Here is a 26,857-nt window from a genome sequence, read left to right as displayed (position 1 = left end):
GAGAAAGAGAGTGAATCTTGATAAATACTTAAAAACTAAATATTTAAAACAAAACTGCTCAACTCTCAATCTCCAGTGTATTAATGATGTCGTGTATTTGCCACGATTTCTTCATAGTTGGCTGGCATTGGCTCGTAGGGTACTTCATTCGCAGTTGGTTGGTCAGATTTTAAGGCCTTCAACGCAGTGCGGATGGAGAAAAGAGCTAGTAATACCACAACAATCATAAAGAAAATAGTTAAGCCAGCGTCTAAACGGTTATTGAAAATCAACTGCGTGAGTTGAGATTCGGTGTACTGAACTGGAATATTTCCACTATCAATCATTGCTTGGAATTTATTTGCAACAGCTAAGAAGCCAACACGGGCATCTTCACTAAAGGTTTTTTCCCAACCAGCTGTCATAGTACAAATCAATAACCAAGCTGTTGGTATCAATGCAACCCATGCGTATCGTTGACGCTTCATTTTGAACAGTACCACAGCACAGAGCATTAATGCCATACCTGCTAGCATTTGGTTTGCGATACCGAATAGTGGCCATAGTGTGTTAATCCCGCCCAGAGGGTCGACAACACCTTGATGCAGGAAATATCCCCATGCCAGTACGCATAGTGCGGTTGCTATTAAGTTTGCAGGTAGTGAGTCTGTTCGTTTTAGTGACGGTGACACCACCCCAAGCAAGTCTTGCAGCATAAAACGTGCGGCACGTGTTCCTGCATCAACTGCAGTTAAAATAAATAACGCCTCAAATAAAATAGCAAAGTGGTACCAGAAGGCGACATTCATCAACCCACCAAGTGCACCGTGTAAAATATAGGCCATTCCGACAGCAAGCGTCGGTGCTCCTCCTGCCCGTGAGATAATACTGCTCTCACCGACTTCATGAGCTATTGTATTTAACTGCTCAGGCGTAATTTGGAAACCCCAACTACTTACAACTTGAGCCGCAGAGGCAACAACATCTTGTGTACCGGCGGGGGCTAACATTGCCATTGGACTATTCATGGCAAAATACACACCAGGGTCAATCACACAAGCTGCGACTAGCGCCATGATGGCAACAAATGATTCCATTAACATACCGCCGTAACCGATAAAGCAGGCTTGGTTTTCATTTGCTAACATTTTCGGCGTTGTGCCTGAAGAAATCAGCGCATGGAAGCCAGAAACAGCACCACAGGCAATAGTGATAAATAAGAATGGGAACAAATCCCCTGCCCAAACGGGGCCTGTACCATCAATATATTTCGTTAGTGATGGCATTTGTAGATTAGGATTTAAAATCAAAATACCAATAGCAAGGCCAATAATAGTACCGATTTTTAAGAAGGTAGAAAGGTAGTCTCGTGGAGCAAGGAGTAACCAAACAGGAAGTACCGCAGCAACAAAGCCATACCCCACTAACATCCACGTTAATTGGACACCAGTATAATCAAAATAAGGTGCCCACGTTTCACTTTCAGCAACCCATCCTCCAGAAATAATGGCAAAGACAAGGAAAATTAACCCAATAATCGATACTTCGCCAATACGCCCAGGACGGATATAACGAGTATAAATCCCCATGAAAATGGCTAATGGGATAGTGAAAGCAACAGTGTAAGTTCCCCATGGGCTATGGGTTAGCGCTTTAACGACAATCATGGCCAGTACCGCTAAGATAATCACCATGATCATAAAGCATGCAATTAATGCCAGCACACCTGCTGTATTACCCATTTCTTCCTTAACTAACTCTCCAAGAGAGCGCCCATCTCGTCGCGTCGAAACAAATAACACCATAAAGTCTTGTACAGCCCCTGCCAGTACTACTCCTGCTAACAACCAGAGCATACCCGGTAAGTACCCCATTTGGGCAGCAAGAACCGGACCAACAAGAGGGCCTGCTCCAGCAATAGCGGCAAAATGGTGACCAAATAATACTTTTTTATCTGTTGGTACGTAGTCGAGCCCATCATTATGACGAATTGCAGGCGTCATACGTGTTGAATCGACTTGTAATACTTTTTTCGCAATAAATAGCCCGTAGTAGCGGTATGCAATGAGATAAATACATACTGCAGCAACAACAATCCACAGAGCATTGATCTGTTCACCGCGATTTAAGGCAATATAACCTAGTGAAAATGCACCAAGTAAAGCGAGTACAATCCAAATTAATTGTTTACCCATAGCCATCCCCATTTATTCAGTTAACAGCGCTTTGTTATCTATTTAAATGTTACTTAATCACTATTTATTTAAGTAGAACAAGGAAGATATAGCTAATTTAAGTTAAAGGAAAAGTAGCTAAAACGAGACACCTATTGGAAATTGTGAGAACAATTCTATAATTGCAGTGAGCTTCACTAATTTATCATTAGCGACTGGATTTTATCGGATTTTAAGCTAAAGACTTGCTATTTTTTTTAATTAAACCATAAGTTTTATTTAGTGTGGATTTTTGAACTAAATAATAGTCAGAAATAAAATACTTTATGAGGGGGGATTTAATTACCGAAAGATAAAACTCTCGGTAATTAAATCGGCTACTTTAAGCATGCCTTAGGCTGAGAATAATTTTTTTACCAAAAAGCGTTATAATTAAGCCAAACATAATTAAAATAAGCCCGGCGATTTGTATGCCATTAATATGTTCATCAAGGAATAAAGCACTACTGCTTAAACCAAATACAGGAACGAGCAAAGAGAATGGCGCAACTCGCCACGCTTCATAGCGGCCAAGTAAGATCCCCCATAGCCCATAGCCAACAAAAGTAGATAAATAAGCAAGATATAAAATAACGCCAAATATGGACCAATTAAAACCAGTAAGTCCGTCTACGATGGCATCTTCCCCTTCTAAAACCCAAGAACTTATTAAGAATGGAATAATAGGGATTAGCGCGCTCCAACTTACTAAGGACAAGGCACTGCATTTTTCAGCCCCTTTATGTTGCATAATGATCCTATTAGTAATGTTACCGCAAGCCCAAGAAAGCCCCGCGATCAGTGTAAAGGCTAGCCCAAGTAGCGGTATATCATCTAATCCACCAGCGGTTGCCCCATTGGCTAATATGGTTAACCCTATTATGGCAATAAACATGCCGATGAAGTGAGTCGGTTGCAATGATTCTTTTAAAATTATTGCGCCAAGTAATAGGGTAAAGAAAGCTTGGGATTGCAATATGACAGAGGTTATACCCGCAGGCATACCCACTCTAATCGCGCAAAATAAGAAGGCAAATTGACCGAAGCTGATGGTAAGTCCATAGAGAAGTAATAATTTGAGCGGAATTTTGGGGCGCTTAAAAATAAAAATAGCAGGGAAGGCCACAAACATGAAGCGTAATGCACCTAATAATAACGGCGGAAGTGCGGTAACGCCGAGTTTAATGATAACGAAGTTAACACCCCAAATAACCACCACACAAAGGGCGAGTAAGATGTCTCTGAGACTCATGCTATTTTCTCGATTAACTTGCCAGATTAAACATCTACTTTACATGTGTATAATTTTGAGTGCGATGGTTATGATGCTTAATAATAAAAAACGGTATAAAAATGTTGAATTTTATGGTTGATTTGCGCTTATTTGTTATTTTTCGTGGCTTGAGTCAGCGCTAACGAAGGTTTATAATGTATTCACACATCACACGTATTCAGGACGACCTGAATAAACGTCATTCAAATATGGGGACGGCCCCGAGTAATTAACGGGAGTAACCCAAGTGGCTTGGATCATTCTTTTATTTGCAGGCTTATTAGAAGTAGTATGGGCTGTAGGGTTAAAATACACTCATGGTTTCACGCGTTTAACACCCAGTATTATTACCATTATTGCGATTATCGCCAGTATGGGGTTATTAGCTTACGCCATGCGTGACCTACCAGTAGGAACTGCCTATGCAATTTGGACGGGTATAGGTGCTGTTGGTACTGCAATTGTTGGGATTATTTTCCTGGGTGAATCAGCGAATATGTTCCGTTTATTAAGCCTAGCTTTGATTATTACGGGTTTAATTGGCTTAAAAGTGTCGAGTTAACTATTTAAAACAAGCGGGTGGTTTTCATCTTACCTGCTTTATTATTGTTATATATTGCTAGTTCCCCTATAGGGGCTAGCAATATTAATTTACAGACTAGAGTATCCAAGCTGTTCTAGCTCCTACCGTCGTACTTTTATGGTGTTCAGTGTGGCTAAGGCACAGGGAATCAATACCTGCACTAGTTCGTGAATACCATGCACCTCCACGCATTAGGGCACGCTTACCGTAGTTGCGTAGATAAATTTGGTCATCTGTTAGTTTCGCTTTATAAGGAGCAAGGCCTAGTACTTTCAGTAAAGTAGGGATTTGCTCTTGGCTTGTTCTATCAAGTAAACGAAAAGGGCTATCGAGTAGACCCGCGGGATAACTGGAATCACTTGGCTCGCCGTTAAAATTCAAAATATTCTGTGAAATGATCGGGGTTCCTGCATTACCATCAGTTTTAGAGTTAGGTGAATCATATTTGGCACTTGTTGAATGGTTTATCGGGATATACTCACCTGTAGTCATGTTGATAGCACGCCAATTTGTTGATGAGCACTCTAAGTTGATGGCGGCATCATTATTTGGGATCACTTGGATTTCCCCTGCATGTAACCGAACGCCAGTTTGCCATTCCCAAAGGTTACCGACTAAATCGCTGATCCCTGTTAGTTGGTTATTGTGGTGCCAGTTTTCCCACTGTGCATTGGTTCGGGTTGTTGGCGTTCCATGTAAATCACCCGTGGCAAGGCCATCTATTCGCGGAGTGAATTCATTATGGGAATAATAATTACGACCATAATCGGTATTGCCTTGAACAATGCCATTATGTTGATTGGTTAATGCTGAAATGGCGCACCATTCTGCATTGCTACTGACATGACAGCCTTTGCCACTTTGTTTAGCTAATAATTGAAATTGTAGTAAATCAAAATTACATGCAGGTATTTGATTCGGCTGACTCACTAATTCGCCATCATGTAAGCTGGCGGCGTAGCAAGAATAGAAAAAGGCATCAATAAGATGGTTATTGATAATAAATGCAGGGTGGGGGCCATTGCCCAGACGTTTATCGATATCTTCTAAGTTAAAACGAGGAACGATAAAAACATAATTAGGTTGCCCCTTGGGGCTATAAATAATGGTGCGTTGGCCATTACTTTGTTTTTCAACTTGTTGACGTAATGGATCAGGAGAATAAATCATGGTCATATTAGCCTTTTTCATTAAAGTGAAACCCAATAGCCTTCTTCCCATTTGATGGGTAAGAATTGTTCAGTGAAGGATTTAAAAACCTTATCGGCATCAAGGTCAGCGAATAACGTTGGGTGGAGCCAACTGGCGAACTTTAACACTGCGATAAAGCCAAAAGGACTGTCATAAAAGGTATGCCAAATGGCATGAACCTGTTGCCGTTTCACGGCACTTAGTGTCTTAAATGCATTACGTACCATTAGTTGTTTTAGCTTTTGCTTCGCAATGGCTAAATCAGCCCCCGGGCCTAATCCAACCCAGCCACCTTTTGGGTTATAGCCACTCCAATCCGTTCCTGTCACAATCACCATTTGCGCTTCGGTATGGATAATGGTTTCTTGATTAAGAATGCCATAAGTCCCATGAATATATTGTTCAGAAATATTTACGCCGCCTGCGAACGTGAGAAATTGGGCAAAATTCCCATTTCCATAAGCGAAACAACACTCGTCAGTAAAACCCGCTGCTCGCTCCAGAAGGACGCTAGGCATGTTAGGTTTTGCGTCTCGTAAACGGTTTTCGACCATTTCCAACTGCGTTTTAATAAATTGATTAATACGTTTGGCGCTATCTTGCTGTTGAAAAACCTCTGCCATAATGGCAACACTTTTGGGTGTATTACCGATAGGATCAATACTCATATCGAGGGCAATCACGGGTATATTTGCACGTTGTAATATCGCTAGTAATCCATTCGCTTGTAACCCTGCAAATGTCCCTGTCGTTGTGAAAATCATCTCTGGTTTTAGCGTTAAAATTATTTCTAAATTGGCTTGAGCTCCGCCAATTGGGGGAAGGTGAGGGAGAGTTTGCAGAGCTGGGAAAGCCTTACAATACTGCTGATAACTACGCAAATCAGCGGAACGGAAGTTGCTTGGGATGGCGACTAATTTTTCGACAAAATTTTTCTTATTTAGCACAGCGTAAAGAAAAATTAGTGAAGGATCAGCCAAATAGATGCGTTCAGGTTTTTTGGAAAAATCGACGGAGCGCCCAAGGATATCTGTGATGCTGCGTTTTTTTTCTGCCAAGGAAGGGGATGACACTAAGGTAAGTGCCATGGTCGCCAACCCTGCTTTGATGAAGTCCCTTTTGGAAACGGTCATAACTGTTTAACTAACCTATTAAAAATAGTAATTGAGCGTGGCAAATAACGTTCTATTGGTACCTATGCTGCAATAGGTAGAACTGGTGCAGCTAGCAACATAGGGGTTATTGGTAATGTTACTTACGGTGACCCCGAGTTCCATTCCTGTTAATTCAGGGATAAGCGCATCCATTTGGTACCTAGCGCTAACATCTCCTAGCCAGACTGCAGGGACTTTAAAGGTGTTGGTATTGTCACCCCATGTTGCACCTAAATAACGTACTCCTACTCCGACTAACGCACCTTCTAAATAAGGGGAATGAAAGCGGTAATCTACCCATGCAGAACCGCTGTGTTTAGGAACTTGAACAGGGTGCTTATTTAGCACCGAAAGGTCTTGGCTTTGTGTAATTTTGTTATCCGTATAGGCATAATTGAGCATCATATTTAGCGAAGTAGTAATAGCAAACCGGCTTTCAAAATCGATGCCTCGAGAACGAATTTTACCCGTTTGATTATAGTAATCAGGGTTTAGTGGGTTATGAGTGGTGACATTTTTTTGCTCAAGCTCATAGGCGGCAAGGCTTACCATCAAATCACCAGATTGGTTTTGGTATTTTATCCCTAATTCTGTTTGTTTTGATTCAGTTGGAATAAAGGGTTTCCCCTCTGCATCGGTACCTAAAACAGGGTCAAAGCTGTCAGATACACTAACCCACGGTGAAAACCCACTTTCAAAGGAATATGTTAGCCCAACGCGTTGGCTCCATGCGGAGGTATCATTTTTTTGCGTGGTGTTTGTCAGGTTATTATCGGTATTGAGATACGACCAATCATAGCGACCGCTAAGTAGCAGATCCCATTGTTGCCAACTGAGTTGATCTTGTAGATAAACACCATAGCGATCAAAGCGTTGAGTTGTTGATGTGCGAGATACCGGATAAGGCCTAAACTCAGGGTGATGAGGTTTTACCCATGGGTCAAAGCTCACAGTTTGTGATCCCCACCAGTCTTTATCGAGCTGTCCAGTTTGGTAATCAAAACCAAAGAGCAGTTGATGACGAATAGGGCCAGTATCAAGTTGATAAATGAGTTGGTTATCAGCAACCCAAGTTTTTGAATGGCTTGGCGAGTCTTGATAAACCGCTGTGAGTCGCTGATCGCTGGCTAAAAAACCACGAGTGAAGTCACGTTTAATATGCGTATCAACATCGGAATAGCGTATATTTTGTTTAAAAGTAATAAATGGCGTGATTTGATAGTCGATCAAAGAAGTGATAGACCATTGAGTTCGCTCAGATTGCTCATGTCTAGGGTCGCTGTAGTTTTGTGTAAAATCCAGTTTTCCGTTTCGATTCGGTAATAAACCAATCGCTTGAGCGGGTAGTGTATTATAGTGGCCAATATGGGGGTCGCGTTGGTATTGGCTTAAGACAGTCAAACTGAGTTTTTCATTGGGTTGCCACGTGAGGGATGGCGCGAGCAAATAGCGAGATTGCTTGGAAGAATTGATTTGCGAATCAGTGGATAGCGCTAACCCATCCATTCTATAAAGCAAAGTTTCGCTATCATTTAATGCGCCTGTTGTATCAAATTTTATTGAATCGTTATCAAAATTACCTTTTTGGAACTGAATTTGATGTGATTCGTTGGCACTTGGTCGGCGAGATTGCATATTGATGACTCCACCTGCTCCCCCTTGACCATACAGTGCAGATGAAGGCCCATGAACGGCTTCAATACTATTTAAGGTCCATGAATCGATTTGTGGCCCCCAAATTCCGCTGTTACCTATGACACGTAGCCCATCTAAATAATAGTCAGCATCGAACCCTCGAATTTTTGAAAAATCGATACCGTTACCAAACGCACCAAATTTCTCACTAGTCACTCCGGCGCTATAGCGTAGGGCTTGGCTGATCGATTCTGAAGGTAATGTATCCATTTGTTCACGTTTGATAACTGAAACAAATTGTGGAGTTTCCAATAAGGATGCAGAACCTTTAGTTGCCGTGAATTGTGTTTTGTTGGCATATCCTCTGGGAGAATCATTATTATTTTCACTGGAAGTGACGACCAATACATCGGTTTTAGCGGCCATACACGCAGTGTTTGAGTAAAGTAGCGTACAAACGAGCATGCTAACCGTTGATAGGGTACTGTTTTTGGAGACAAAGTTGTTCATACAATCCAAGCCAATGGGTTAATGTGAAATTTTAATTTCGTTAGCATAGATCGCAAACCGACCGTCGGTCAATATAATTAATAATCATTTGCATTTAAATAATGAGGTGTAATGAGCCTATAAAAAAGGGAGTTAAGTAATAGTTTGATATCTAAATAAAAATAGATAATGTAAGAGAAGGAAAAATATGAGAAATGCAGCGAGGTATCACTGCATGGATGGCTAAATTATTTTAGAAGTTGGCTAAAGCGCTGGTAGAGGATTTGGCCTAAATTATGTTGATTGTATTCGGTGCTAGTCGATAAATTATCAACCGCAGCATGCATCGAATGGTAAATCATTGTCGACATCAATTCTTTAGGCAACTCTGGCCATGCTTTGTTTTGTTCGCCAAAAGCTAAAATAGTTTTAATCTGCTCAACGGCACGGGTTTCATGATCATTGCTGCGGCCGTGGTATTCGTCATGAAATAACATGTCGTGAATATTTTGTTTTTCGACATAGTATTTGACGCTATTTTCGCACCATGCTTTTAATTTTTCACAGGCGCTTGTTTGGCTATCTAAAGCCGTTTGAATATGGCCTAAATACCAGTCCATATAGCGTGTGCGCAGGGCTTCCATGATATCATTTTTAGATTGAAAATAATGATAAAAGGTCCCTTTTGCTACATCAGCTGATAAAACAATTTCGCTGACGGTGGTACTCACAAACCCTTTAGAAAGAAACAGTTTTTCCGCTGCATTCATTAGGTCATCTAGCCTTTCTTCCGCAGGTTTTGTTCTTGGTTTTTTAGGGGGTAATGTCATAGGGTTTGTCTCTTAAAATCTTGTGCTAAAAGCAAATCTGATAGGGGTATCATAGCACTTAATATTGATATGCTAAAACTTAGCTCGCTGGTAGCTTCGCTATTTTAACTATCTTTTTGGTGCTTCTATAAAAAGATAAAATAAATACAATCAATAAAACATACATTATCGCACCAATCATCCATATCCAGCCATCCCAACTTGCCAGTGTTTGACCAAAAATAAAGCTAAATAATAATGGGCCGATCACCCCCGTCGTATTGGTTAAGCTGACTAGAACGCCTTGTAGCTTACCTTGGTTAGTTTGATTGACTTGAGCTGACATTAACCCCTGTAAGGCTGGTAGCGCAATACTGCCGCCGGCGAGTAAGATTAATGTAGGGTAAATCATCCAACCCTTTGTCAATAATGACAAAATAATGAATGCTGCTCCATCAACAACAAAGCCCACAATAATCGTCACTTTTTCATTGAATTTCTTGGCGATTGCGCCCGCTACAAATGCTTGGAACAAGGCATGCATGATGCCTAACCCCGCTAAAGATAGGCCGACCTCCATACTGCCCCATTGAAAACGATGTTCCGTAAATAACACCCATGTCGTTGCTGGAATTTGCCCTATCATTTGAGTCATAAAAAAGATAAATAACAATAGTATGACTGGCTTGATCACTTGCAGGAAAGGTCGCGAATTTTCTGCTGTTTCTGTGGTGTTTTTTTCAGTATTTTTGATTTTATTATCTTTAAATATCAACATAATAACTAAAAAAGAGAGCGCATTTAAAATGGCAGCAATAATAAAAGGAAGGTGAGCTGAGAATTGCCCTGTAAAGCCGCCAATTGCAGGGCCAGCGATTAACCCGATACCAAAAGCCGCCCCTAAGCGTCCAAACCACTTAGTACGCTCTTGTGAAGCAGTATTGTCAGCAATAACAGAAGCGGCGACCGCACCTGTTGCGCCAGTAACTCCAGAAATTAATCGCCCAACGTATAGCATCCAAAGTGAGCTAGATAATGCAAGCAAAGTGTAATCCACAGCAGCGCCTGCAAGAGATAGTAGTAATATTGGTCGGCGCCCGAATTTATCAGACCATTTGCCAAGTAGAGGAGCAAAAAAAACCTGCATGATGGCATACAGTGCCAGCAGGATACCGTAATGATTTGCTAAATTTTCAGCCGACACGTATTCACGTAACAATGTAGGCAATACAGGCATGATCAAGCCGATCCCCATAGCATCTAGGGCGGTGATCGTTAAAGCGGTGATCGCAAATTTATTCATCGTTTTTTCTCTATCATTGATAGAGTTGGAATATATCCCTATCAGTGATAGAGTGTCAATAGAAAAAAAGAGAGGGCAGTATGGCGCGATTAGATAAAGAAACCATCATCACAGTGGCATTAGAGTTGCTAAATGAAGTGGGAATGGAAGGGCTGACAACGCGAAAACTAGCTCAAAAACTGGGCGTAGAGCAGCCTACACTATATTGGCATGTGAAGAACAAGCGCACATTGTTGGATGCATTATCTGTTGAAATGCTAAAGCGCAATCATCGCCATTCATTACCCGCAGTTGGGGAAACGTGGCAACAATTTTTACGTAATAATGCATTGAGCTTTCGTGATGCATTATTAAGTTACCGTGATGGCGCAAAAGTGCATTTAGGGACTCGCCCGAGTTCAGACCAATATGACACCGTAGAAATGCAGTTGCAGTTTATGGTGGACAATGGTTTTTCATTGAAATGTGGGTTATATGCCATAAGCGCGGTTGGTCATTTTACGTTAGGTTCTGTGTTAGAGCAGCAAGAACATATCGCAGCACTTAATGATAGGCAACAAATAGCAGATGATACGATGCCTCGACTATTAAAAGATGCTTTGCAAATTATGGATCAAGATGATGGCACAGAGGCTTTTTTATTTGGTTTAGAAGCATTGATTAATGGTTTCGAAAAGCAGTGATAAGGTGTCTGTGTTTTTAGGCTCGCACAATAGGGGGGATTTGTGCGAGTGGTGGATTTATTTAGAACATTGTTTTTCAATTTGGCGTTTTTGTTCTACCAATTTTTTAGCTGTTGCCATCGCGAGTTGTTCATCGGCTTGCATTTTTGCCGTAAAAGAATTGAGGTCATTTCCTACTATATCTTTTAACAGCTTATATTCGCGTGGAGCCACACATTTACATTTTTTCTCTACGGCTGCTTTTCTTTTCGCACGTTTTTTATTTACGGAAGACTGGGATTCACCAGGGGTTGGTAAGTAACTGTAAGTATTGGATTTTATGCAGTCATTATACAACTCTGTTTCGGTTGGCATTTGGTTGGAAGATTCTTTTTTAACAGAAAAGGAGTCAGCCTGTGCGGGTAATACGAATGCACTCGAAATTAATAGTGCAACAAATAGAGTTTTAAATTCCATTTAAATTTCTCTTAACATAAGAATATTGATAAAAATAAAGAATGTGTGAATGCTATCCTTTATTCTTAGAGGGGTATGATTAATACATTGATATTTGATAATTAATGACTTTTCTAAAAGGTATTATTGATCATAGCAAGTAAGGTTTTGATTTAACTTCAGGTTATTCTGAATGTTTTTTAGCTTGGGAATTATGCAGTTTAAGGTGGCTAAAAGGGTGTATTGGCGTAAAAATAGAAGGTTTTCTTGTTTATAAGCGATGGATAAATATATTCATCTATGATTTAAAAATACCACTATTTAAATAAAAAATACCCCATTACTCAATAGCTAATGGGGTATGTATATTTTGTTAGGTTCGCAATTACAGAGTGAAAACACCGATAACTGCGATCACACTAATGATCGCTGAGCCGCCATAGAAAACCCATTTAGTTGCAGGGACATGGATTTTAAAATCGTGCAGTGTATGGTGAATACGGTGCATACCACACCATACTGGCAGAATAATCATCAGTAATAAGAAAACGCGGCCGATAAAGCTTTGGCAAAATGCCATAATGCGTTCATAGCTAAGCATTTCTGGTGCGACACCCAGTGGAATTAAAATCCCTAACAGGATGATAATTGCGGGGCCAATTACAGCACTCCACATACCACCAGCACCAAATAACCCCCAGAAAATCGGCTCATCGGAACGTTTAGGCGTTAGATTCATCAGATTCTCCTTCGATTAAAATAACAATGCGATAGCTAAAATTGCCGCAGTGACGACAATCGTGACAGCCCAAAAGCCTTTAACGATAGGCTCATCAGACATTTTCTTATCTTTAACAATAATACTGACAGCTTTAGGTGCAAGGTTGAACCACGTTGTGGTATGTAGCAGCGTTGCAGCTAACGTAATGATGTTAATAATAAGAATAATTGGGTTACTTAAAAAACCAACAAAGCCAGCCCAAGACTCAGGACCGCTTTTAAGCGCAAACACCCCATACAGGACTAAAATACTGAACCAGACCTGAAGAACGGAGGTGCTTTCACGCATGATGTAAAAGCGGTAAAAACCGAGCTTTTGCCACCAGTCGCCCTTCATTTCTCTGACATAGGGTTTACGTTTCGTAGTCATGACTTCAATTCTCCTTATCGTGGCTTCAGCATGGCGATAACAAAGTCTTGCGCACTGGCAACTTTACCTTGCTGGATAGCGCCTGCAGGGTCGACATGCTTAGGACAGACTTCAGAGCAGTAGCCTACAAACGTACAGCTCCAGACACCGTTGTCACCATTTAACAAGGTCATGCGCTCTTTCGCACCATGGTCTCGGTTATCTAAATTGTAGCGCTCTGCCAATGTGATCGCGGCTGGTCCGATGAACTCTGGGTTCAGTCCAAATTGTGGGCAAGCTGCATAGCACAGACCACAGTTGATACAACCTGAGAACTGATGGTATTTAGCCATCTGTGCAGGCGTTTGTTTATTTGGGCCTTCAGATGGTTTGCGATCATTCCCAATAATATAGGGTTTGATTGCTTCTAAACGCTCAATAAAGTGAGTCATATCAACAACAAGGTCACGCTCGATTGGGAAGTTACCTAACGGCTCAACTTTCATACCTTGTGGGTATTCACGCAGGAAGGTTTTACAAGCCAGTTTAGGGACTTTATCTACCATCATGCCACAAGAACCACAGATAGCCATACGACAAGACCAACGATAAGACAGGTCTGGAGCAAGGTTATCTTTGATATAGCCTAACGCATCTAACAAAGAAGTTTGCTCATCGTAAGGGACATCATACGTCACCAAATGGGGTTCACTATCCGTTTCCGGATTGTAACGCATGATCTCCATTTTTAGGTGTTTCATATCATCCATTAGCTTGCTCCTTCTTCGCCTTATCTTGAGCTTCAGCTTCGGCACCGTAAACACGTTTAGCTGGCTGAGATTTCGTGATTTTCACATCACTGTATTCTAAACGAGGGGAGCCCTCAGGGTTATAGAATGCCAAAGTATGTTTAAGGAAATTCACATCATCACGCTCAGTACAGCCTTCATCTAAACGTTGGTGTGCACCACGTGATTCTTTACGGTTGATTGCAGAGTGAGCCATACATTCCGCCACATCAAGGCCAAAGCCTAATTCAATGGTGTACAGTAGGTCAGTATTAAAGACGCTGCTATGGTCGGTAATTTCGACATTTTTGAAGCGTTCTTTCAGTTCAGCAATCTTATCAACCGTTTTTTGCATTAATTCAGGAGTACGGTAGATACCGCAGCCTTCTTCCATCGAAATTCCCATTTCATCACGGATTTTCGACCAGCTCTCTTTCCCTTTTTGGTTCATGAGTTTGCTGAGGTCAGCTTCGATATCACGAGTACGGGCTTCGATAGCATTTGCATTGGCTGGCGTTGCCTCAGCAGCATGGCGGGCAGCTTGTTCACCGGCTAAGCGACCAAATACTACTAGCTCAGCGAGTGAGTTAGAGCCTAAACGGTTTGCGCCGTGTAAGCCGACAGACGAACATTCACCCACTGCAAACAGGCCTTTAATGCGGGTTTCAGTATTTTGATCTGTTTCGATACCACCCATGGTGTAGTGAGCCGTTGGGCGAACAGGAATAGGGTCTGTGACTGGGTCAACACCCACGTAGGCTTTCGCCAATTCACAAATAAATGGTAAACGCTCATGCAGTTTTTCTGCACCAAGGTGGCGAAGATCCAGATACACAACATCACCACGGTGTGTGCTAATGGTGCGACCTGCACGCCATTCGTGCCAGAAGGCTTGAGAAACTTTGTCACGAGGGCCCAGTTCCATATATTTATTTTCAGGCTTGCCGAGCGGTGTTTCTGGCCCCATTCCATAATCTTGCAAGTAACGGTAGCCATCTTTATTAACAAGGATACCACCTTCACCACGGCAACCTTCGGTCATTAAGATACCTGAACCTGGCAGACCCGTTGGGTGATATTGCACGAATTCCATGTCTCGTAGTGGAACCCCATGGCGAAATGCCATCCCCATACCATCGCCTGTTACGATACCACCGTTGGTATTGTAACGATAAACACGACCAGCCCCACCTGTTGCCATAACGATAGAGTTCGCACGGATTTGAACTTTGGTGCCTTCCATCATGTTAAGTGCAACAAGGCCACGAGCTTGACCTTCATCGACAATGATATCTAGAACAAAATGCTCGTCAAAACGTTGAATTTGCGGATATTTTAATGATGTCTGGAATAACGTATGGAGCATGTGGAAGCCGGTTTTATCGGCAGCAAACCATGTACGTTCAATTTTCATCCCACCAAAGCGGCGGACGTTAACTGAACCATCTGGTTTACGGCTCCACGGGCAACCCCATAGTTCTAGTTGGGTCATTTCTGTAGGGCAATGTTCGACGAAATAATCGACGACATCTTGCTCACACAGCCAGTCCCCACCAGCAACAGTATCATTAAAATGATAGTCATAGGAGTCATGAGCCTGAGTAACTGCAGCTGATCCCCCCTCTGCGGCCACTGTGTGGCTACGCATTGGGTATACTTTTGAGACCAGAGCAATCTTGATATTGGGATTTGCTTCAGCGGCAGCAATTGCTGCACGTAAGCCTGCGCCCCCGGCCCCGATAATCGCTAAATCGGCATTGAAGGTTTGCACTGCGCTTCTCCATTGTTCAAGTGTAAATTGATAAATTCTTTTAAATACTTTTGATAATTAGCTATGTCATTTGTCATTTAACTTTGGGCTAAACGACAAAATATCTGTTTTTTAATAGTAAATAATATAATAGCTAATAATGACTTATCATGCTGTGAATTATAACGAATAGTCCCCAAGATAAATTTGATATAGAGGGGGGTTTTAGCCAAAATTAGCAATAAAGTGTGATCTTGATCTTCTTTTTATAAATTGTTTTTACATTTTATGTTTTTTTAGTTTGTTAACAGTGAATAAAAAGGAATTTCAAATAATTATCATTAAATTTACATACTATTATAGTATATAAAACCAAGTAGAATACTCGGGTTTTATCAACTTTAAGTGAATAATATTGTTATTATCGCTGAATATTTTAATTCATATTGAATATTTATTTGCGAGCGGCTTCACTATTTATTTTGCAGATAAATTTTATTTTATTGTTTAATTTCTAAAATAAGTTGAGAAAGCGAATCGTTTCGTTTTTTTATTAACAGTTGTGTCACATAACATAAGAAATAATCATGTTTTGTGTTCTTTTTATTCTTTTGTTCATTCTAGTACAAGCGGTACCATTTCTACTAAAAAGTAAAGACTTTGCCTAATCGTGTAAAGCAGGTGATAATCAGCATCTCTTTACTCACCTTTAGTGTCTAACACGGCCCGTAAGCAATCATGTTTTTTTACCCAGATAATTATGCTTTATCAGTGTAAATTCATTGTGTGTTGCAGGTGAGGTGGGTACACTGCACGACTAAGTTTATTTTGGAGTTATCTTCATGAGTGATATAGCGAACTGGCAGCCAACCGCCCCCATCGCTAACCTGCTACAGCGCGCAAAAATTATTGCGGAAATCAGGCGTTTTTTTACTGATCGCTGTGTACTTGAGGTCGAAACACCAGCAATGAGTCAGGCAACTGTAACTGACATTCATCTTGTTCCATTTGAAACGCGTTTTGTTGGCCCTGGAGCCGCACAGGGGCTGAATTTATATTTGATGACAAGCCCTGAATATCATATGAAACGCTTACTCGCTGCGGGTAGTGGGCCTATCTATCAATTAGGTCGAAGCTTTAGAAATGAAGAGGCGGGGAGGCACCATAACCCTGAATTTACCATGCTTGAATGGTATCGCCCACATTTCGATATGTACCGTTTAATCAATGAAGTTGATGACTTATTACAACAGGTTTTAGAATGCGAAAGTGCCGAGCTGCTTTCTTATCAGCAAGCATTTTTACGTTATCTGGATATTGACCCACTTTCAGCAGAGAAAAGTGAGTTACGAGAAGTCGCTGCACGCTTAGATTTAAGCAATATCGCTGATAACGAAGAAGATAAAGATACCTTATTGCAGTTGTTATTTACCATGGGGGTTGAACCTCATATTGGTAAAGAAAGGCCGGCAGTGGTTTATCATTTTCCGGCGACTCAAGCTTCGTTAGCTGTGATTAGCACAGAAGATCACCGGGTAGCAGAGCGTTTTGAGGTGTATTACAAAGGGATGGAATTAGCGAATGGCTTCCATGAATTAACCGATGCCAGTGAACAGCGCCAACGCTTTGAGCAAGATAACCGTAAGCGTGCGGCAATGGGGTTAGCTATTCAGCCTATTGATGAGCATTTATTGTCAGCGCTTGAGCACGGCTTACCTGATTGCTCAGGCGTTGCTGTTGGGGTTGATAGGTTAATCATGATGGCATTAAATGCAGAAAAGATTAGCGATGTCATCGCGTTCCCCGTTACTATTGCGTAACAGCGAAATAAACCGTTTCTAATAATGCAGCCAGATGGCTGCATTATTGTTTTACAACCAATAAAAGCTATTTTTGTTGTTCTAGAAATTTAACGCCTAAATCAGGGAAGTCGGTAAAGGCACCATCAACATTTGCTTGGTTATAGATGATGTCATAAAGCTGCTGCCCATCTTTTGCATATTTAGGTAGCTTGTCGACACGAATGGTGAATGGGTGAACTGCCATTTTGTTTTCATGGGCTTCTTTTACCATATCATTCACTTTGATATTAGTTGGGGTAGACTCTTCATCGATTAGCATATGGTAATCAGGGCCAATACCATCAGCGTATGTGGCAATTTCTTTCATTGCACCAGGTTTCATCATCCAGTCGTAATTATAGTTAACCCAAGTACCATCTGGTTTTTGTTCTTGAGTTTCATTCCAGTCCGTGTAAGCGATCAACTGAATTAACTTAAGATCCATCCCCATTTCAGGCATCAATGTGTTTTTAATCCGTTTTAGATCATTTGGGTCAAACGATTGTAGGTAAACATTAGAGTCTTTGTTGGTATAGCCATATGCTTTTAGCACCTCTAGTGTTTTTTTAGTGATATCTTTCCCTTCTTGTTGATGGAACCAAGGTGCTTTAATTTCTGGGTAAATACCAATATTTTTACCTGTGGATTTGTTCAAGCCCTGAACAAACTCAATTTCTTCTTGAAATGTATGAACACGAAAGTCTGATTTACCCATTGGGAAACGATTCGGGTAACTCTGGACTTTCTTGCCATCAACAATATCAAACCCTTCAGTGAATTTAAGCGATTTAATTTCATCCAGCGTAAAGTCTATCGCATAGTAACGGCCATCTTTGCGAGCACGATTTGGAAAACGTTCGGCAACATCTGTAACCCGATCAAGATAGTGGTCGTGTAACACCACAAGCTCGTTATCCTTTGTCATGACTAAATCTTGTTCAAGAAAGTCTGCACCTTGTGCGTAAGCCATTGCTTTAGCGGGTAGAGTATGTTCGGGTAAATAACCACTTGCACCACGATGTGCAATGACGACTTTACCTGAAGCTTGAGCTACGGCAGACACTGACATCACTAAAACCATACTTGCCACCAATGTTTTTAATGGAAAGTTCATGATTATATCTCCTTGGCACTTTAATTGGATAAAAAAAATGGGCTACATCATTTTTTGATATAGCCCACGAGTCTAGCGATTAACAATGAACATTTGATGAATGCTTATTGTGAGTTTGCTAATTCACGTTTATGTTTGCTTTCGCTTAACATCACGATAAACAGTAGAACAACCGCTAATGCTGAACCACCAATCATGACAGCGAAGCCACCGTCCCAACCGAAGAAGTCAACGGTGTAACCGACGATAGCACTTGCCGCAACTGAACCCCCGAGGTAACCGAACAAGCCAGTAAAGCCTGCTGCTGTACCTGCCGCTTTTTTCGGAGCCAGTTCAAGTGCGTGTAAACCAATTAACATCACCGGGCCATAAATTAAGAAACCGATGACCAACATACAGGCCATATCAATATTTGGGTTACCCGCTGGGTTCATCCAGAATACGATAGTTGCGATGGTTACTAAGGTCATAAAGAACACACCTGTTGCACCACGGTTACCGCGGAAAACTTTATCCGACATCCAACCACACAGAAGTGTTCCTGGGATACCTGCGTATTCATATAAGAAGTAGGCCCATGAAGATTTATCCATAGCGAAGTGTTTTACTTCACGCAGATAAGTCGGAGACCAGTCCAAAACACCGTAACGTAATAAGTAAACAAATACGTTGGCAATCGCAATCATCCATAACAATTTGTTAGGGAAGACATACTTCATAAAGATTTCTTTTGCGGTTAACTCATGTTCATCAGACTCTTTGTAGTCTGTTGGATAGTCGTTTTTGTATTCTTCGATAGGTGGAAGACCACAAGATTGTGGTGTATCGCGCATTAATGCAAATGCGATAATCGCAACAAGGATAGCAGCCAATGCAGGCATATACAGAGCAGCTTTCCAGTCGTTAAACCATGCCATACCTAACATGAATAGCAATGGCGGGATACCACCACCAACGTTGTGGGCACAGTTCCAAACAGAAACGATACCACCGCGTTCTTTTTGTGACCACCAGTGAACCATTGTACGCCCACATGGAGGCCAACCCATACCTTGGAACCAACCACAAAGGAACAATAGAACGAACATGACCATGATGCTAGAAGTTGCCCATGGTACAAAGCCCATAACTAACATGACTAAAGAGGCGAGGATCAGACCTGCGGGTAAGAAATAGCGCGGGTTTGCACGGTCAGAGAATGACCCCATGATAAATTTAGAAAAGCCGTAGGCAATTGAAATACCGGATAATGCGAAACCAAGGTCACCTTTTGAAAAACCCTGTTCAACAAGATATGGCATCGCTAACGCAAAGTTCTTTCGGACTAGATAATACGCTGCGTAACCAAAGAAAATACCCATGAAGATCTGCCAGCGAAGCTTACGATAGACAGGGTCTATCTTGTCAGCTGGCAGCCTCTGTATGTGAGGTGCTGGTTTAAAAATGCTTAACATATACGCCTCCGATGGCATGCTAAATTATTTATTCACTCATTCCTTCTCTTTTTAAGAAAATCATTGAGTGTTTATTATTGGTGAAGTAACAAAAACGAAAATAATCGAGTAATTTAAGAGTTTTTATTTTCTTAATTGCTCTAAATTGTAGTCGTTAGAAAACAATTTATCTGTAATCCAACGCACAATTATTGATTTTGTTTATGAAGTTGCATAGTAAATGACATTTGTGAATAGAATGGAACCATAATTGTTAATTATTTTGTGATTTACATCACGTATTTGTTGTTTTCAACGCTAAAAATGTACCAATCACTTTCGTTTTTGTTCCTTATCAAACATTGGTCGCATTTCTGGTCTATATTTAGTAATAGATTATAAAAATAGAATCTATACTTGTACTGATTATAGAAATGTTTATTAATGTGAGGAATGCGACATGAATGGCTCATCTGTGACTGAAACGGATGTCATCATAATTGGTGGTGGCGCAACAGGTGCAGGAGTCGCTCGTGACTGCGCTCGCCGAGGTCTAAGAACGGTTTTACTTGAGCGGCATGATATTGCAACGGGGGCGACAGGACGTAACCACGGTTTACTACATAGCGGTGCACGTTATGCAGTAACGGACAGTGAATCAGCTAAAGAATGTATTGAAGAAAACAAAATATTGAAACGCATTGCGCATCATTGTATTGAGCGCACAGATGGTTTGTTCATTACGTTACCTGAGGATAGTTTAGACTATCAGCAAAAGTTTATTACAGCCTGCCAAGCAGCCGGAATCGATGCAACAGCAATTGACCCTGCTCAAGCCATCCGTCTTGAACCTTCAGTTAACCCTCAGCTTATTGGGGCAGTTCGTGTACCAGATGGAACTGTTGACCCATTTCGTTTAACCGCAGCGAATATGCTTGATGCTAGAGAGCATGGCGCTAAGGTATTAACTTATCATGAGGTTATTGGCCTCATTCGTAACGGGGATACTGTGCGCGGTGTTACCGTTTATGACCATCAAGCAAAAAAACAATACGATATTTATGCGGAAATTGTTGTTAATGCGGGGGGAATTTGGGGGCAAAAAATTGCAGAATATGGCGATCTAAAAATTAAAATGTTCCCCGCAAAAGGGGCTTTATTGATTTTAGGTCATCGATTAAACAATATGGTAATAAACCGTTGCCGCAAGCCTGCGGACGCCGATATTCTTGTGCCTGGTGATACTATTTCCTTGATCGGCACCACCTCAACTCATATTGAATATGACCAAATTGATAACATGTATGTCACGCCTGAAGAAGTGGATATTTTGATCCGCGAAGGCTCTATGTTATCCCCCGCACTGGCGAAAACGCGCATTTTGCGTGCTTATGCAGGCGTTCGCCCATTAGTTGCTAGTGATGATGACCCTTCAGGGCGTAATGTAAGCCGAGGGATCGTATTGTTAGACCATGCAAAACGTGATGGCTTGGAAGGGTTTATCACTATTACTGGCGGTAAATTAATGACTTATCGGTTGATGGCTGAATGGGCTACCGATAAGGTTTGTGAAAAGTTAGGTCATAATGAGAAGTGTACGACTGCTGAAGCGGCGCTTCCAGGCTCACAACATAGCGCGGAAGAAGCATTACGCAATGTTGTTTCAATTCCAGCTCCTATTCGCGGCTCTGCAGTTTATCGTCATGGAGATCGTGCTTCTGCGATTTTAAGCACTGATAGGTTAGATAAAAGTTTAGTTTGTGAATGTGAGGCGGTGACTGCTGGCGAAGTTCGTTATGCTGTTAATTCACTAACAGTAAATAATCTACTTGATTTACGACGCCGTACTCGTGTGGGAATGGGAACTTGCCAAGGAGAATTATGCGCCTGTCGTGCCGCAGGGCTGTTAAATCGCTTTAATGTCACAACGCCCCATGAAACTGAGCAACAGCTAGGTCATTTCTTAAATGAACGTTGGAAAGGCATTCGTCCAATTGCGTGGGGTGATGCATTACGTGAAAGCGAGTTTACCAGTTGGGTTTATCACGGTTTGTGCGGTATGAATGAGGCAACGCTGGCTAAAGCACCTCAGAAGGAGGAGGCGGATAATGAAATATGATGCTGTTGTTATGGGGGGAGGCCTTGCTGGGTTACTTTGTGGTATTCGCCTCACTCAATCAGGTTTGTCATGCGCCATTGTGAGCGCAGGGCAAAATGCCTTACATTTTTCCTCCGGTTCACTCGATTTATTAACCCATTTACCTGATGGACAAGTCGCTGAAAAACCCTTATCGATGTTAAGCGCACTGAAAGCACAAGCGCCAACACACCCTTATAGTCTGATAGGGGAGGCGCAAGTTGCTGTATTAGCGCAAATGGCAGAGTCTATCCTGCAACAAACTGGTATTCGTTTAAAAGGCTCTTGTGAAGAAAATCATTATCGCATCACACCATTGGGTCATAAGCGTATGACGTGGTTAAGCCCTGAGGTTGTTCCTACAGCTTCTTTACATCAAAAAATGGATATAGGCAAAATTGCGGTTGTGGGGATTGAAGGTTTTTTGGATTTTCAACCACAGATGGTAGCTGATGAATTGCAGCGTGAAGGGCTATCAGCAAGCGCCCATTATGTGCACTTGCCACTATTGGATCGTTTAAGAGAAAACCCAAGCGAATTTCGAGCCGTCAATGTTGCTCGTTGGTTAGATAGAACCGAAAATATGACGCAAATTATTGAGGAGATTTCGCCTTTAGTTGTTGATGCGGAAGCCGTATTTTTGCCCGCTTGCATAGGTCTTGATAGTGAGGAACCAGTATTAGAGCTACAAAGAAGGTTAGGTAAGCCCCTGTATTTATTGCCAACATTGCCACCATCCTTGTTGGGGATTCGCTTGCATGAATGCTTATTACGTCAATTTCGTCGTCAAGGCGGTATTGTTATGCCTGGGGACAAGGTAACTTCAGTGAATTGTATTAATGGAAGAGTTGAATCTATTCAAACACGCAATCACGGCGATATATCTTTAAAAGCAAAACACTTTGTTTTAGCCACCGGCAGCTTTTTTAATAATGGCTTGGTAGCTGAGTTTGACCGCGTTTATGAGCCACTTATGGAATTAGATTTGTGTGATATTTCTGAACGTGCCAAATGGACAAATAAACAGTTTTTTGCCTCTCAGCCATATATGGCCTTTGGTGTAAAAACAGATGGTAAATTGCGTGCTCAAAAAGGGGGCGTGACCATTAACAACCTTTATGTTGTTGGTGCTGTATTAGGTGGTTTTGATCCACTAACCCAAGGATGTGGCGCTGGGGTTTCAATGATTAGCGCATTATTTGCTGCAAATGAAATTATTGGAGAAATAAGTAAAAATGAAGCCATGCAGGCGGAGGTGGCACAATGAGTATTCTCGATACGAGCTTTGAAAGCTGTATTAAATGCACGGTGTGTACTACTTATTGCCCTGTTGCAAAAGTTAATCCATTGTACCCAGGGCCAAAACAAGCAGGTCCAGATGGCGAGCGTTTACGCTTAAAAGACCCAATGCTTTATGATGAAGCGCTGAAATATTGTACTAACTGTAAGCGTTGTGAGGTTGCTTGCCCTTCAGATGTTAAAATTGGTGACATTATTGCACGTGCGCGCAACACTTATAGCCAGCAAAAACCGAAAATCCGGGATGCTATCCTCAGCCATACTGATTTAATGGGGTCGTTATCAACGCCATTTGCACCTGTTGTGAATACGATCACTGGCCTGAAACCTGTACGCCAAATATTAGATAAGGCATTGAAAATCGACCATCGTCGCGAGTTACCAAAATACTCTTTTGGGACTTTCCGTCGTTGGTATTCCAAACAGGCTGCGGAGCAAGCAAAATTTGAAGAACAGGTGGCATTTTTTCATGGTTGCTATGTAAATTACAACCATCCTCAATTAGGTAAAGACCTGATTAAAGTGTTTAATGGTATGAACATTGGGGTACAGCTTCTTAAACGTGAAAAATGCTGCGGTGTCGCATTGATTGCTAATGGCTTTATGAAACAAGCGAAACGCCAAGCTAATGTGAATTTGGAATCATTGCAAGAAACTATCCTTGAAAAGCATATTCCAGTCGTTGCAACATCCTCCACCTGTACGTTTACTATTCGCGATGAATATACCCATGTTCTTGATGTTGATACTTCTAAGATGCGTGACAATATTGAGCTGGCAACACGCTATATTTATCGCCTACTGGAAGAGGGGCGTGAACTTAAGTTGAAACATACCCCATTAAAAGTAGCCTATCATACACCTTGTCATATGGAAAAAATGGGCTGGACTTCCTACACATTAGAGCTGATTAAACGAGTACCCGGTGTTGAGTTGATTGTACTGGATTCACAGTGTTGCGGTATTGCTGGGACTTATGGTTTTAAAAAAGAAAACTATGAAGTTTCTCAAGGTATTGGGGCAGGCCTGTTCCGCCAAATTGAAGACAGTGGTGTCGATATGGTGATCACTGACTGTGAAACATGTAAATGGCAGATTGAAATGTCGACAAGCAAAAAGTGTGAGCATCCTATTTCGCTCTTAGCACGCGCATTATAAAATTCTCGTCATACTTCGCGCTGTGGCGTTGTTAGCTTTATTCGCGACCCCTAGTCATATACTTGTGTATGCCCCTAGGGTTTCGCTCATTTGCCGCCTAGCCACAACACGAATTATTTGGAGAATTAAGAGGGATGAGGCTTGTGTGGTGTTGGCTTCGTTGGTGATTTAACTGTGAATTGAAATATTGAGAATATTCAATGATTAAAAATTATACGGAATATTCACGGAATTTATTGAATTGTAGGGGTGTTATTCTTTGTTTTAGCTCAGTTTAACCCTTTTGGAGATAGCATTTAGCTATCTCCTTTTTTATTTTCAATGTTGACGAATTAATTGCTTTTTATCTGCATTATTAAAGAAGTACTTTAAGATTAGGTTTAATAGAACCCCATAAGCAGGTAAGAAAAACAGCATACAAATAAGTAGTTTAAAGACATAATCAACCAAAGCAATTTCAACCCAATTTGCGGCCATAAATGGGTCGCTACTGCGGAAAAATGCAATAAAGAAGAATGCAATAGTATCAATCAGGTTACCAAAAAACATGGCACAAGCAGGCGCTACATACCAGCGTGCATTTTGCCGTAACCGGTTGAATACACCAACATCTAATATTTGCCCAAGGACATAAGCCATAAAGCTTGCTGCAGCAATACGCGCAACGAATAAGTTAAATTCAAATAAAGATGCAAAACCTTGCCATTCACCTTGGAAAAATAACGCTGAAATAACGTATGAAATCAGTAATGCAGGTAACATTACAGCAGTAATAATTCTACGGGCAAGTGGTGCGCCATAAATACGAACGGTTAGGTCTGTAGCAAGAAAAATAAATGGAAAAGTAAATGCACCCCAAGTGGTATGGAAGCCCAAAATATTAATTGGCAACTGCACTAGGTAATTACTTGAAGTGATAATTAGTACATGAAATAAAGATAGCCAGATTAAGGCGGTGGCTTTTTGCCGCACAGTAAAATCAAACATATTGTACCTTTTTAGTCGCAATGGGGTGAGGGAACCCATGAAATACATCCCTAAATCGGGAATTGCGCATCATACGCTTGTTGCGCAACAAAAGCAAAACTGTTCACTCATCGCGAGCAATTTTATTATATAATTGGCTCATTGATTACTTTGAGTAGAAGCGTTTTTATGTCTGACTTATTTGCAAATGCGAGCAAAACCCTTGACACACTTGGCTTACGTTGCCCTGAGCCTGTTATGTTAGTGCGTAAAACAGTCCGTAATATGGCAGAGGGTGAAACATTGTTAATTATTGCTGACGACCCTGCAACAACCCGCGATATCCCAGGTTTCTGCCGCTTTATGGAACATGAATTATTGGCTGTTGAAGCTGAAACGACACCTTACCGTTATTTATTGCGTAAAAAGGCGGGCGGGTTGTAATATTAAGTATGCCAATTCCTGCCATAAGGCAGGGATTGAGAATATCACTGAAATTTAACTTATGAAGTATGCTGTAAGTCCAATATTTCTTGGTAGCTTAACCCAGTAAGTTGGCTAATTAGTTCAATACTGGCCCCGAGTTCTAAGCCTTTAAGGGCAACTTCATGTTGTTTTCTATTTGTACCGATGTCAATTCCTCGGTTTACACCAATATCAATTCCTCGGTTTACACCAATATCAATTCCTTCTTGCATTCCTTGATTTTTTAAGCGTTGTGCAATGTTCATAATTGCCTCTTGGTTATTTTCAATTTGATTGATAAGTTGACTGACAACAATTTTAAAATGAGGTGAATCCATTGTAAGAAATAAGTAATTGAAAATTGTGATAATGTCATCATTGTTATGATAATTATTGTTCATCGCTTGAGCTAATAGTGTAGTCACTTTCTCAACATTTTCTCGTAAATCTTTATGCTTCATTGCTAATTCCATCACGGCAACCTTGCGGTGATTCACCAGTTCATTGTCATCAATAACGGTAATATCAACGACAGGAAATGGTTGGCTATATAAATCATTGGCTATGTCAGGCCAAGGAAAGCAATGGGTCCATGGCTGTGAATACGGGTAGGGAGTGACTTTCCCATGGTAGAACAAGATAGGGACGACTAAGGGTAAATGACGATGACCTTGTTGTAAGTGCTGATTCATTGCTGAAAATGCATAATACATCATCCTCCATCCCATAAATTTATCAGGTGTTGATTGATGCTCAACTAGCATATAAAGATAGCCTTCGCCTTGTAGTGTTTCCACAGTGTATAAAACATCTGATAACCGAGAGCGAAGTTGCTTATCAATAAATGAAGAATTGGTGATGGCCAAGGTATCAAAATTACATAACTGTTTAATATGCATTGGTAGGTGAATATCAAAAAAATCACGAGCGTTCTCAATTTTAGACATAAAGCCTTTAAATGCAGAGTCATGAGGTGTTGAGCTGTGACTTTTTACCATATTAACCTTCCCATAATTAGCCTTCCCAAAAT

Annotated in this window: 23 protein-coding genes; 7 read left to right on the top strand and 16 right to left on the bottom strand. The window is 41.2% G+C overall.

All coding sequences use genetic code 11. The annotated features are described in order from the left end of the window. Window positions 1–80: 80 nt before the first annotated feature. Window positions 81–2,174: a pyruvate/proton symporter CstA gene (gene cstA / locus P3L56_RS18065; RefSeq protein WP_094301223.1), complete on the bottom strand. Its 2,094-nt coding sequence runs from the start codon at window positions 2,172–2,174 to the stop codon at window positions 81–83. 361 nt (window positions 2,175–2,535) lie between these two features. Further along, the gene (locus P3L56_RS18060; RefSeq protein WP_042846373.1) at window positions 2,536–3,444 is read right to left on the bottom strand and encodes an EamA family transporter; all 909 of its coding nucleotides are present in this window, start codon (window positions 3,442–3,444) and stop codon (window positions 2,536–2,538) included. 268 nt (window positions 3,445–3,712) lie between these two features. Here P3L56_RS18060 and sugE point away from each other — a divergent pair, with 268 nt between their 5' ends. After that, window positions 3,713–4,027, top strand: a complete 315-nt coding sequence (gene sugE / locus P3L56_RS18055; protein WP_125890504.1) for a quaternary ammonium compound efflux SMR transporter SugE — start codon at window positions 3,713–3,715, stop codon at window positions 4,025–4,027. A 96-nt stretch (window positions 4,028–4,123) separates the two neighbouring features. Here sugE and P3L56_RS18050 read toward each other — a convergent pair whose 3' ends face one another. The 5 genes from P3L56_RS18050 to tet(59) form a co-directional block, all read right to left on the bottom strand. Beyond that, window positions 4,124–5,239, bottom strand: coding sequence for a hypothetical protein (locus P3L56_RS18050; protein ID WP_129466457.1), 1,116 nt, complete (start codon window positions 5,237–5,239; stop codon window positions 4,124–4,126). Beyond that, entirely contained in the window at window positions 5,239–6,372 is a 1,134-nt protein-coding gene (locus P3L56_RS18045; RefSeq protein ID WP_080750897.1) for an ABC transporter substrate-binding protein, read from the bottom strand. The genes P3L56_RS18050 and P3L56_RS18045 overlap by 1 nt, the downstream gene beginning before the upstream one ends. Before the next feature lie 18 nt (window positions 6,373–6,390). After that, window positions 6,391–8,538 (bottom strand): TonB-dependent siderophore receptor, encoded by a 2,148-nt coding sequence (locus P3L56_RS18040; RefSeq protein ID WP_166684952.1) that lies wholly within the window; start codon window positions 8,536–8,538, stop codon window positions 6,391–6,393. Window positions 8,539–8,765: 227 nt separating this feature from the next. Beyond that, entirely contained in the window at window positions 8,766–9,347 is a 582-nt protein-coding gene (locus P3L56_RS18035) for a TetR/AcrR family transcriptional regulator (RefSeq protein ID WP_129466456.1), read from the bottom strand. Window positions 9,348–9,426: 79 nt separating this feature from the next. Next, window positions 9,427–10,629: a tetracycline efflux MFS transporter Tet(59) gene (tet(59), locus tag P3L56_RS18030; RefSeq protein WP_042846365.1), complete on the bottom strand. Its 1,203-nt coding sequence runs from the start codon at window positions 10,627–10,629 to the stop codon at window positions 9,427–9,429. Between the two features lie 80 nt (window positions 10,630–10,709). Between tet(59) and tetR the strand changes: the two genes are divergently transcribed. Beyond that, window positions 10,710–11,312 (top strand): tetracycline resistance transcriptional repressor TetR, encoded by a 603-nt coding sequence (gene tetR, locus P3L56_RS18025; RefSeq protein ID WP_000113092.1) that lies wholly within the window; start codon window positions 10,710–10,712, stop codon window positions 11,310–11,312. Between the two features lie 57 nt (window positions 11,313–11,369). On the opposite strand, the gene P3L56_RS18020 is transcribed toward tetR, so the two are convergent. The 5 genes from P3L56_RS18020 to frdA form a co-directional block, all read right to left on the bottom strand. Next, window positions 11,370–11,768, bottom strand: a complete 399-nt coding sequence (locus tag P3L56_RS18020) for a hypothetical protein (RefSeq protein WP_198860930.1) — start codon at window positions 11,766–11,768, stop codon at window positions 11,370–11,372. Window positions 11,769–12,132: 364 nt separating this feature from the next. Then, window positions 12,133–12,486, bottom strand: a complete 354-nt coding sequence (gene frdD, locus P3L56_RS18015; RefSeq protein ID WP_042846361.1) for a fumarate reductase subunit FrdD — start codon at window positions 12,484–12,486, stop codon at window positions 12,133–12,135. Window positions 12,487–12,501: 15 nt separating this feature from the next. Next, entirely contained in the window at window positions 12,502–12,897 is a 396-nt protein-coding gene (gene frdC, locus P3L56_RS18010; protein ID WP_042846360.1) for a fumarate reductase subunit FrdC, read from the bottom strand. A 14-nt stretch (window positions 12,898–12,911) separates the two neighbouring features. After that, window positions 12,912–13,646 (bottom strand): succinate dehydrogenase/fumarate reductase iron-sulfur subunit, encoded by a 735-nt coding sequence (locus tag P3L56_RS18005; RefSeq protein ID WP_004258616.1) that lies wholly within the window; start codon window positions 13,644–13,646, stop codon window positions 12,912–12,914. Further along, window positions 13,639–15,435, bottom strand: coding sequence for a fumarate reductase (quinol) flavoprotein subunit (gene frdA, locus P3L56_RS18000; protein ID WP_129466454.1), 1,797 nt, complete (start codon window positions 15,433–15,435; stop codon window positions 13,639–13,641). The genes P3L56_RS18005 and frdA overlap by 8 nt, the downstream gene beginning before the upstream one ends. An 821-nt stretch (window positions 15,436–16,256) precedes the next feature. On the opposite strand from frdA, the gene epmA reads away from it, so the two are divergent. Continuing rightward, window positions 16,257–17,234: an elongation factor P--(R)-beta-lysine ligase gene (epmA, locus tag P3L56_RS17995; protein WP_042846358.1), complete on the top strand. Its 978-nt coding sequence runs from the start codon at window positions 16,257–16,259 to the stop codon at window positions 17,232–17,234. A gap of 67 nt (window positions 17,235–17,301) precedes the next feature. On the opposite strand, the gene glpQ is transcribed toward epmA, so the two are convergent. After that, window positions 17,302–18,369, bottom strand: a complete 1,068-nt coding sequence (glpQ, locus tag P3L56_RS17990) for a glycerophosphodiester phosphodiesterase (RefSeq protein ID WP_166684950.1) — start codon at window positions 18,367–18,369, stop codon at window positions 17,302–17,304. A 104-nt stretch (window positions 18,370–18,473) separates the two neighbouring features. After that, window positions 18,474–19,823, bottom strand: a complete 1,350-nt coding sequence (gene glpT / locus P3L56_RS17985; RefSeq protein ID WP_166684949.1) for a glycerol-3-phosphate transporter — start codon at window positions 19,821–19,823, stop codon at window positions 18,474–18,476. Window positions 19,824–20,262: 439 nt separating this feature from the next. Between glpT and glpA the strand changes: the two genes are divergently transcribed. From glpA to glpC, 3 genes are read left to right on the top strand one after another with little or no spacing between them, the layout of a single operon-like run. Then, a complete protein-coding gene (glpA, locus tag P3L56_RS17980) occupies window positions 20,263–21,921 on the top strand; it encodes an anaerobic glycerol-3-phosphate dehydrogenase subunit A (protein WP_042846352.1) in 1,659 nt (552 codons plus the stop codon). Beyond that, entirely contained in the window at window positions 21,911–23,206 is a 1,296-nt protein-coding gene (gene glpB, locus P3L56_RS17975; RefSeq protein ID WP_272686047.1) for a glycerol-3-phosphate dehydrogenase subunit GlpB, read from the top strand. Before glpA ends, glpB begins: the two co-directional genes overlap by 11 nt. Further along, the gene (gene glpC, locus P3L56_RS17970) at window positions 23,203–24,396 is read left to right on the top strand and encodes an anaerobic glycerol-3-phosphate dehydrogenase subunit GlpC (RefSeq protein ID WP_048606099.1); all 1,194 of its coding nucleotides are present in this window, start codon (window positions 23,203–23,205) and stop codon (window positions 24,394–24,396) included. The genes glpB and glpC overlap by 4 nt, the downstream gene beginning before the upstream one ends. 318 nt (window positions 24,397–24,714) lie before the next feature. Here glpC and P3L56_RS17965 read toward each other — a convergent pair whose 3' ends face one another. Beyond that, window positions 24,715–25,383, bottom strand: coding sequence for a 7-cyano-7-deazaguanine/7-aminomethyl-7-deazaguanine transporter (locus P3L56_RS17965; protein WP_048606101.1), 669 nt, complete (start codon window positions 25,381–25,383; stop codon window positions 24,715–24,717). Window positions 25,384–25,551: 168 nt separating this feature from the next. Between P3L56_RS17965 and tusA the strand changes: the two genes are divergently transcribed. After that, window positions 25,552–25,806 (top strand): sulfurtransferase TusA, encoded by a 255-nt coding sequence (gene tusA / locus P3L56_RS17960; RefSeq protein WP_042846344.1) that lies wholly within the window; start codon window positions 25,552–25,554, stop codon window positions 25,804–25,806. 59 nt (window positions 25,807–25,865) lie between these two features. On the opposite strand, the gene P3L56_RS17955 is transcribed toward tusA, so the two are convergent. Beyond that, on the bottom strand, window positions 25,866–26,825 hold the full coding sequence (locus P3L56_RS17955) for an Rpn family recombination-promoting nuclease/putative transposase (protein ID WP_048606102.1): 960 nt from the start codon (window positions 26,823–26,825) through the stop codon (window positions 25,866–25,868). Window positions 26,826–26,857 lie beyond the last annotated feature (32 nt).

This window comes from Providencia sp. PROV024 (assembly GCF_032709665.1).
Taxonomy (GTDB): Bacteria; Pseudomonadota; Gammaproteobacteria; order Enterobacterales; family Enterobacteriaceae; genus Providencia; species Providencia huashanensis.
Note: the sequence above shows the minus strand (reverse complement) of the source record. Positions and strands in the feature narration are given on the sequence as shown.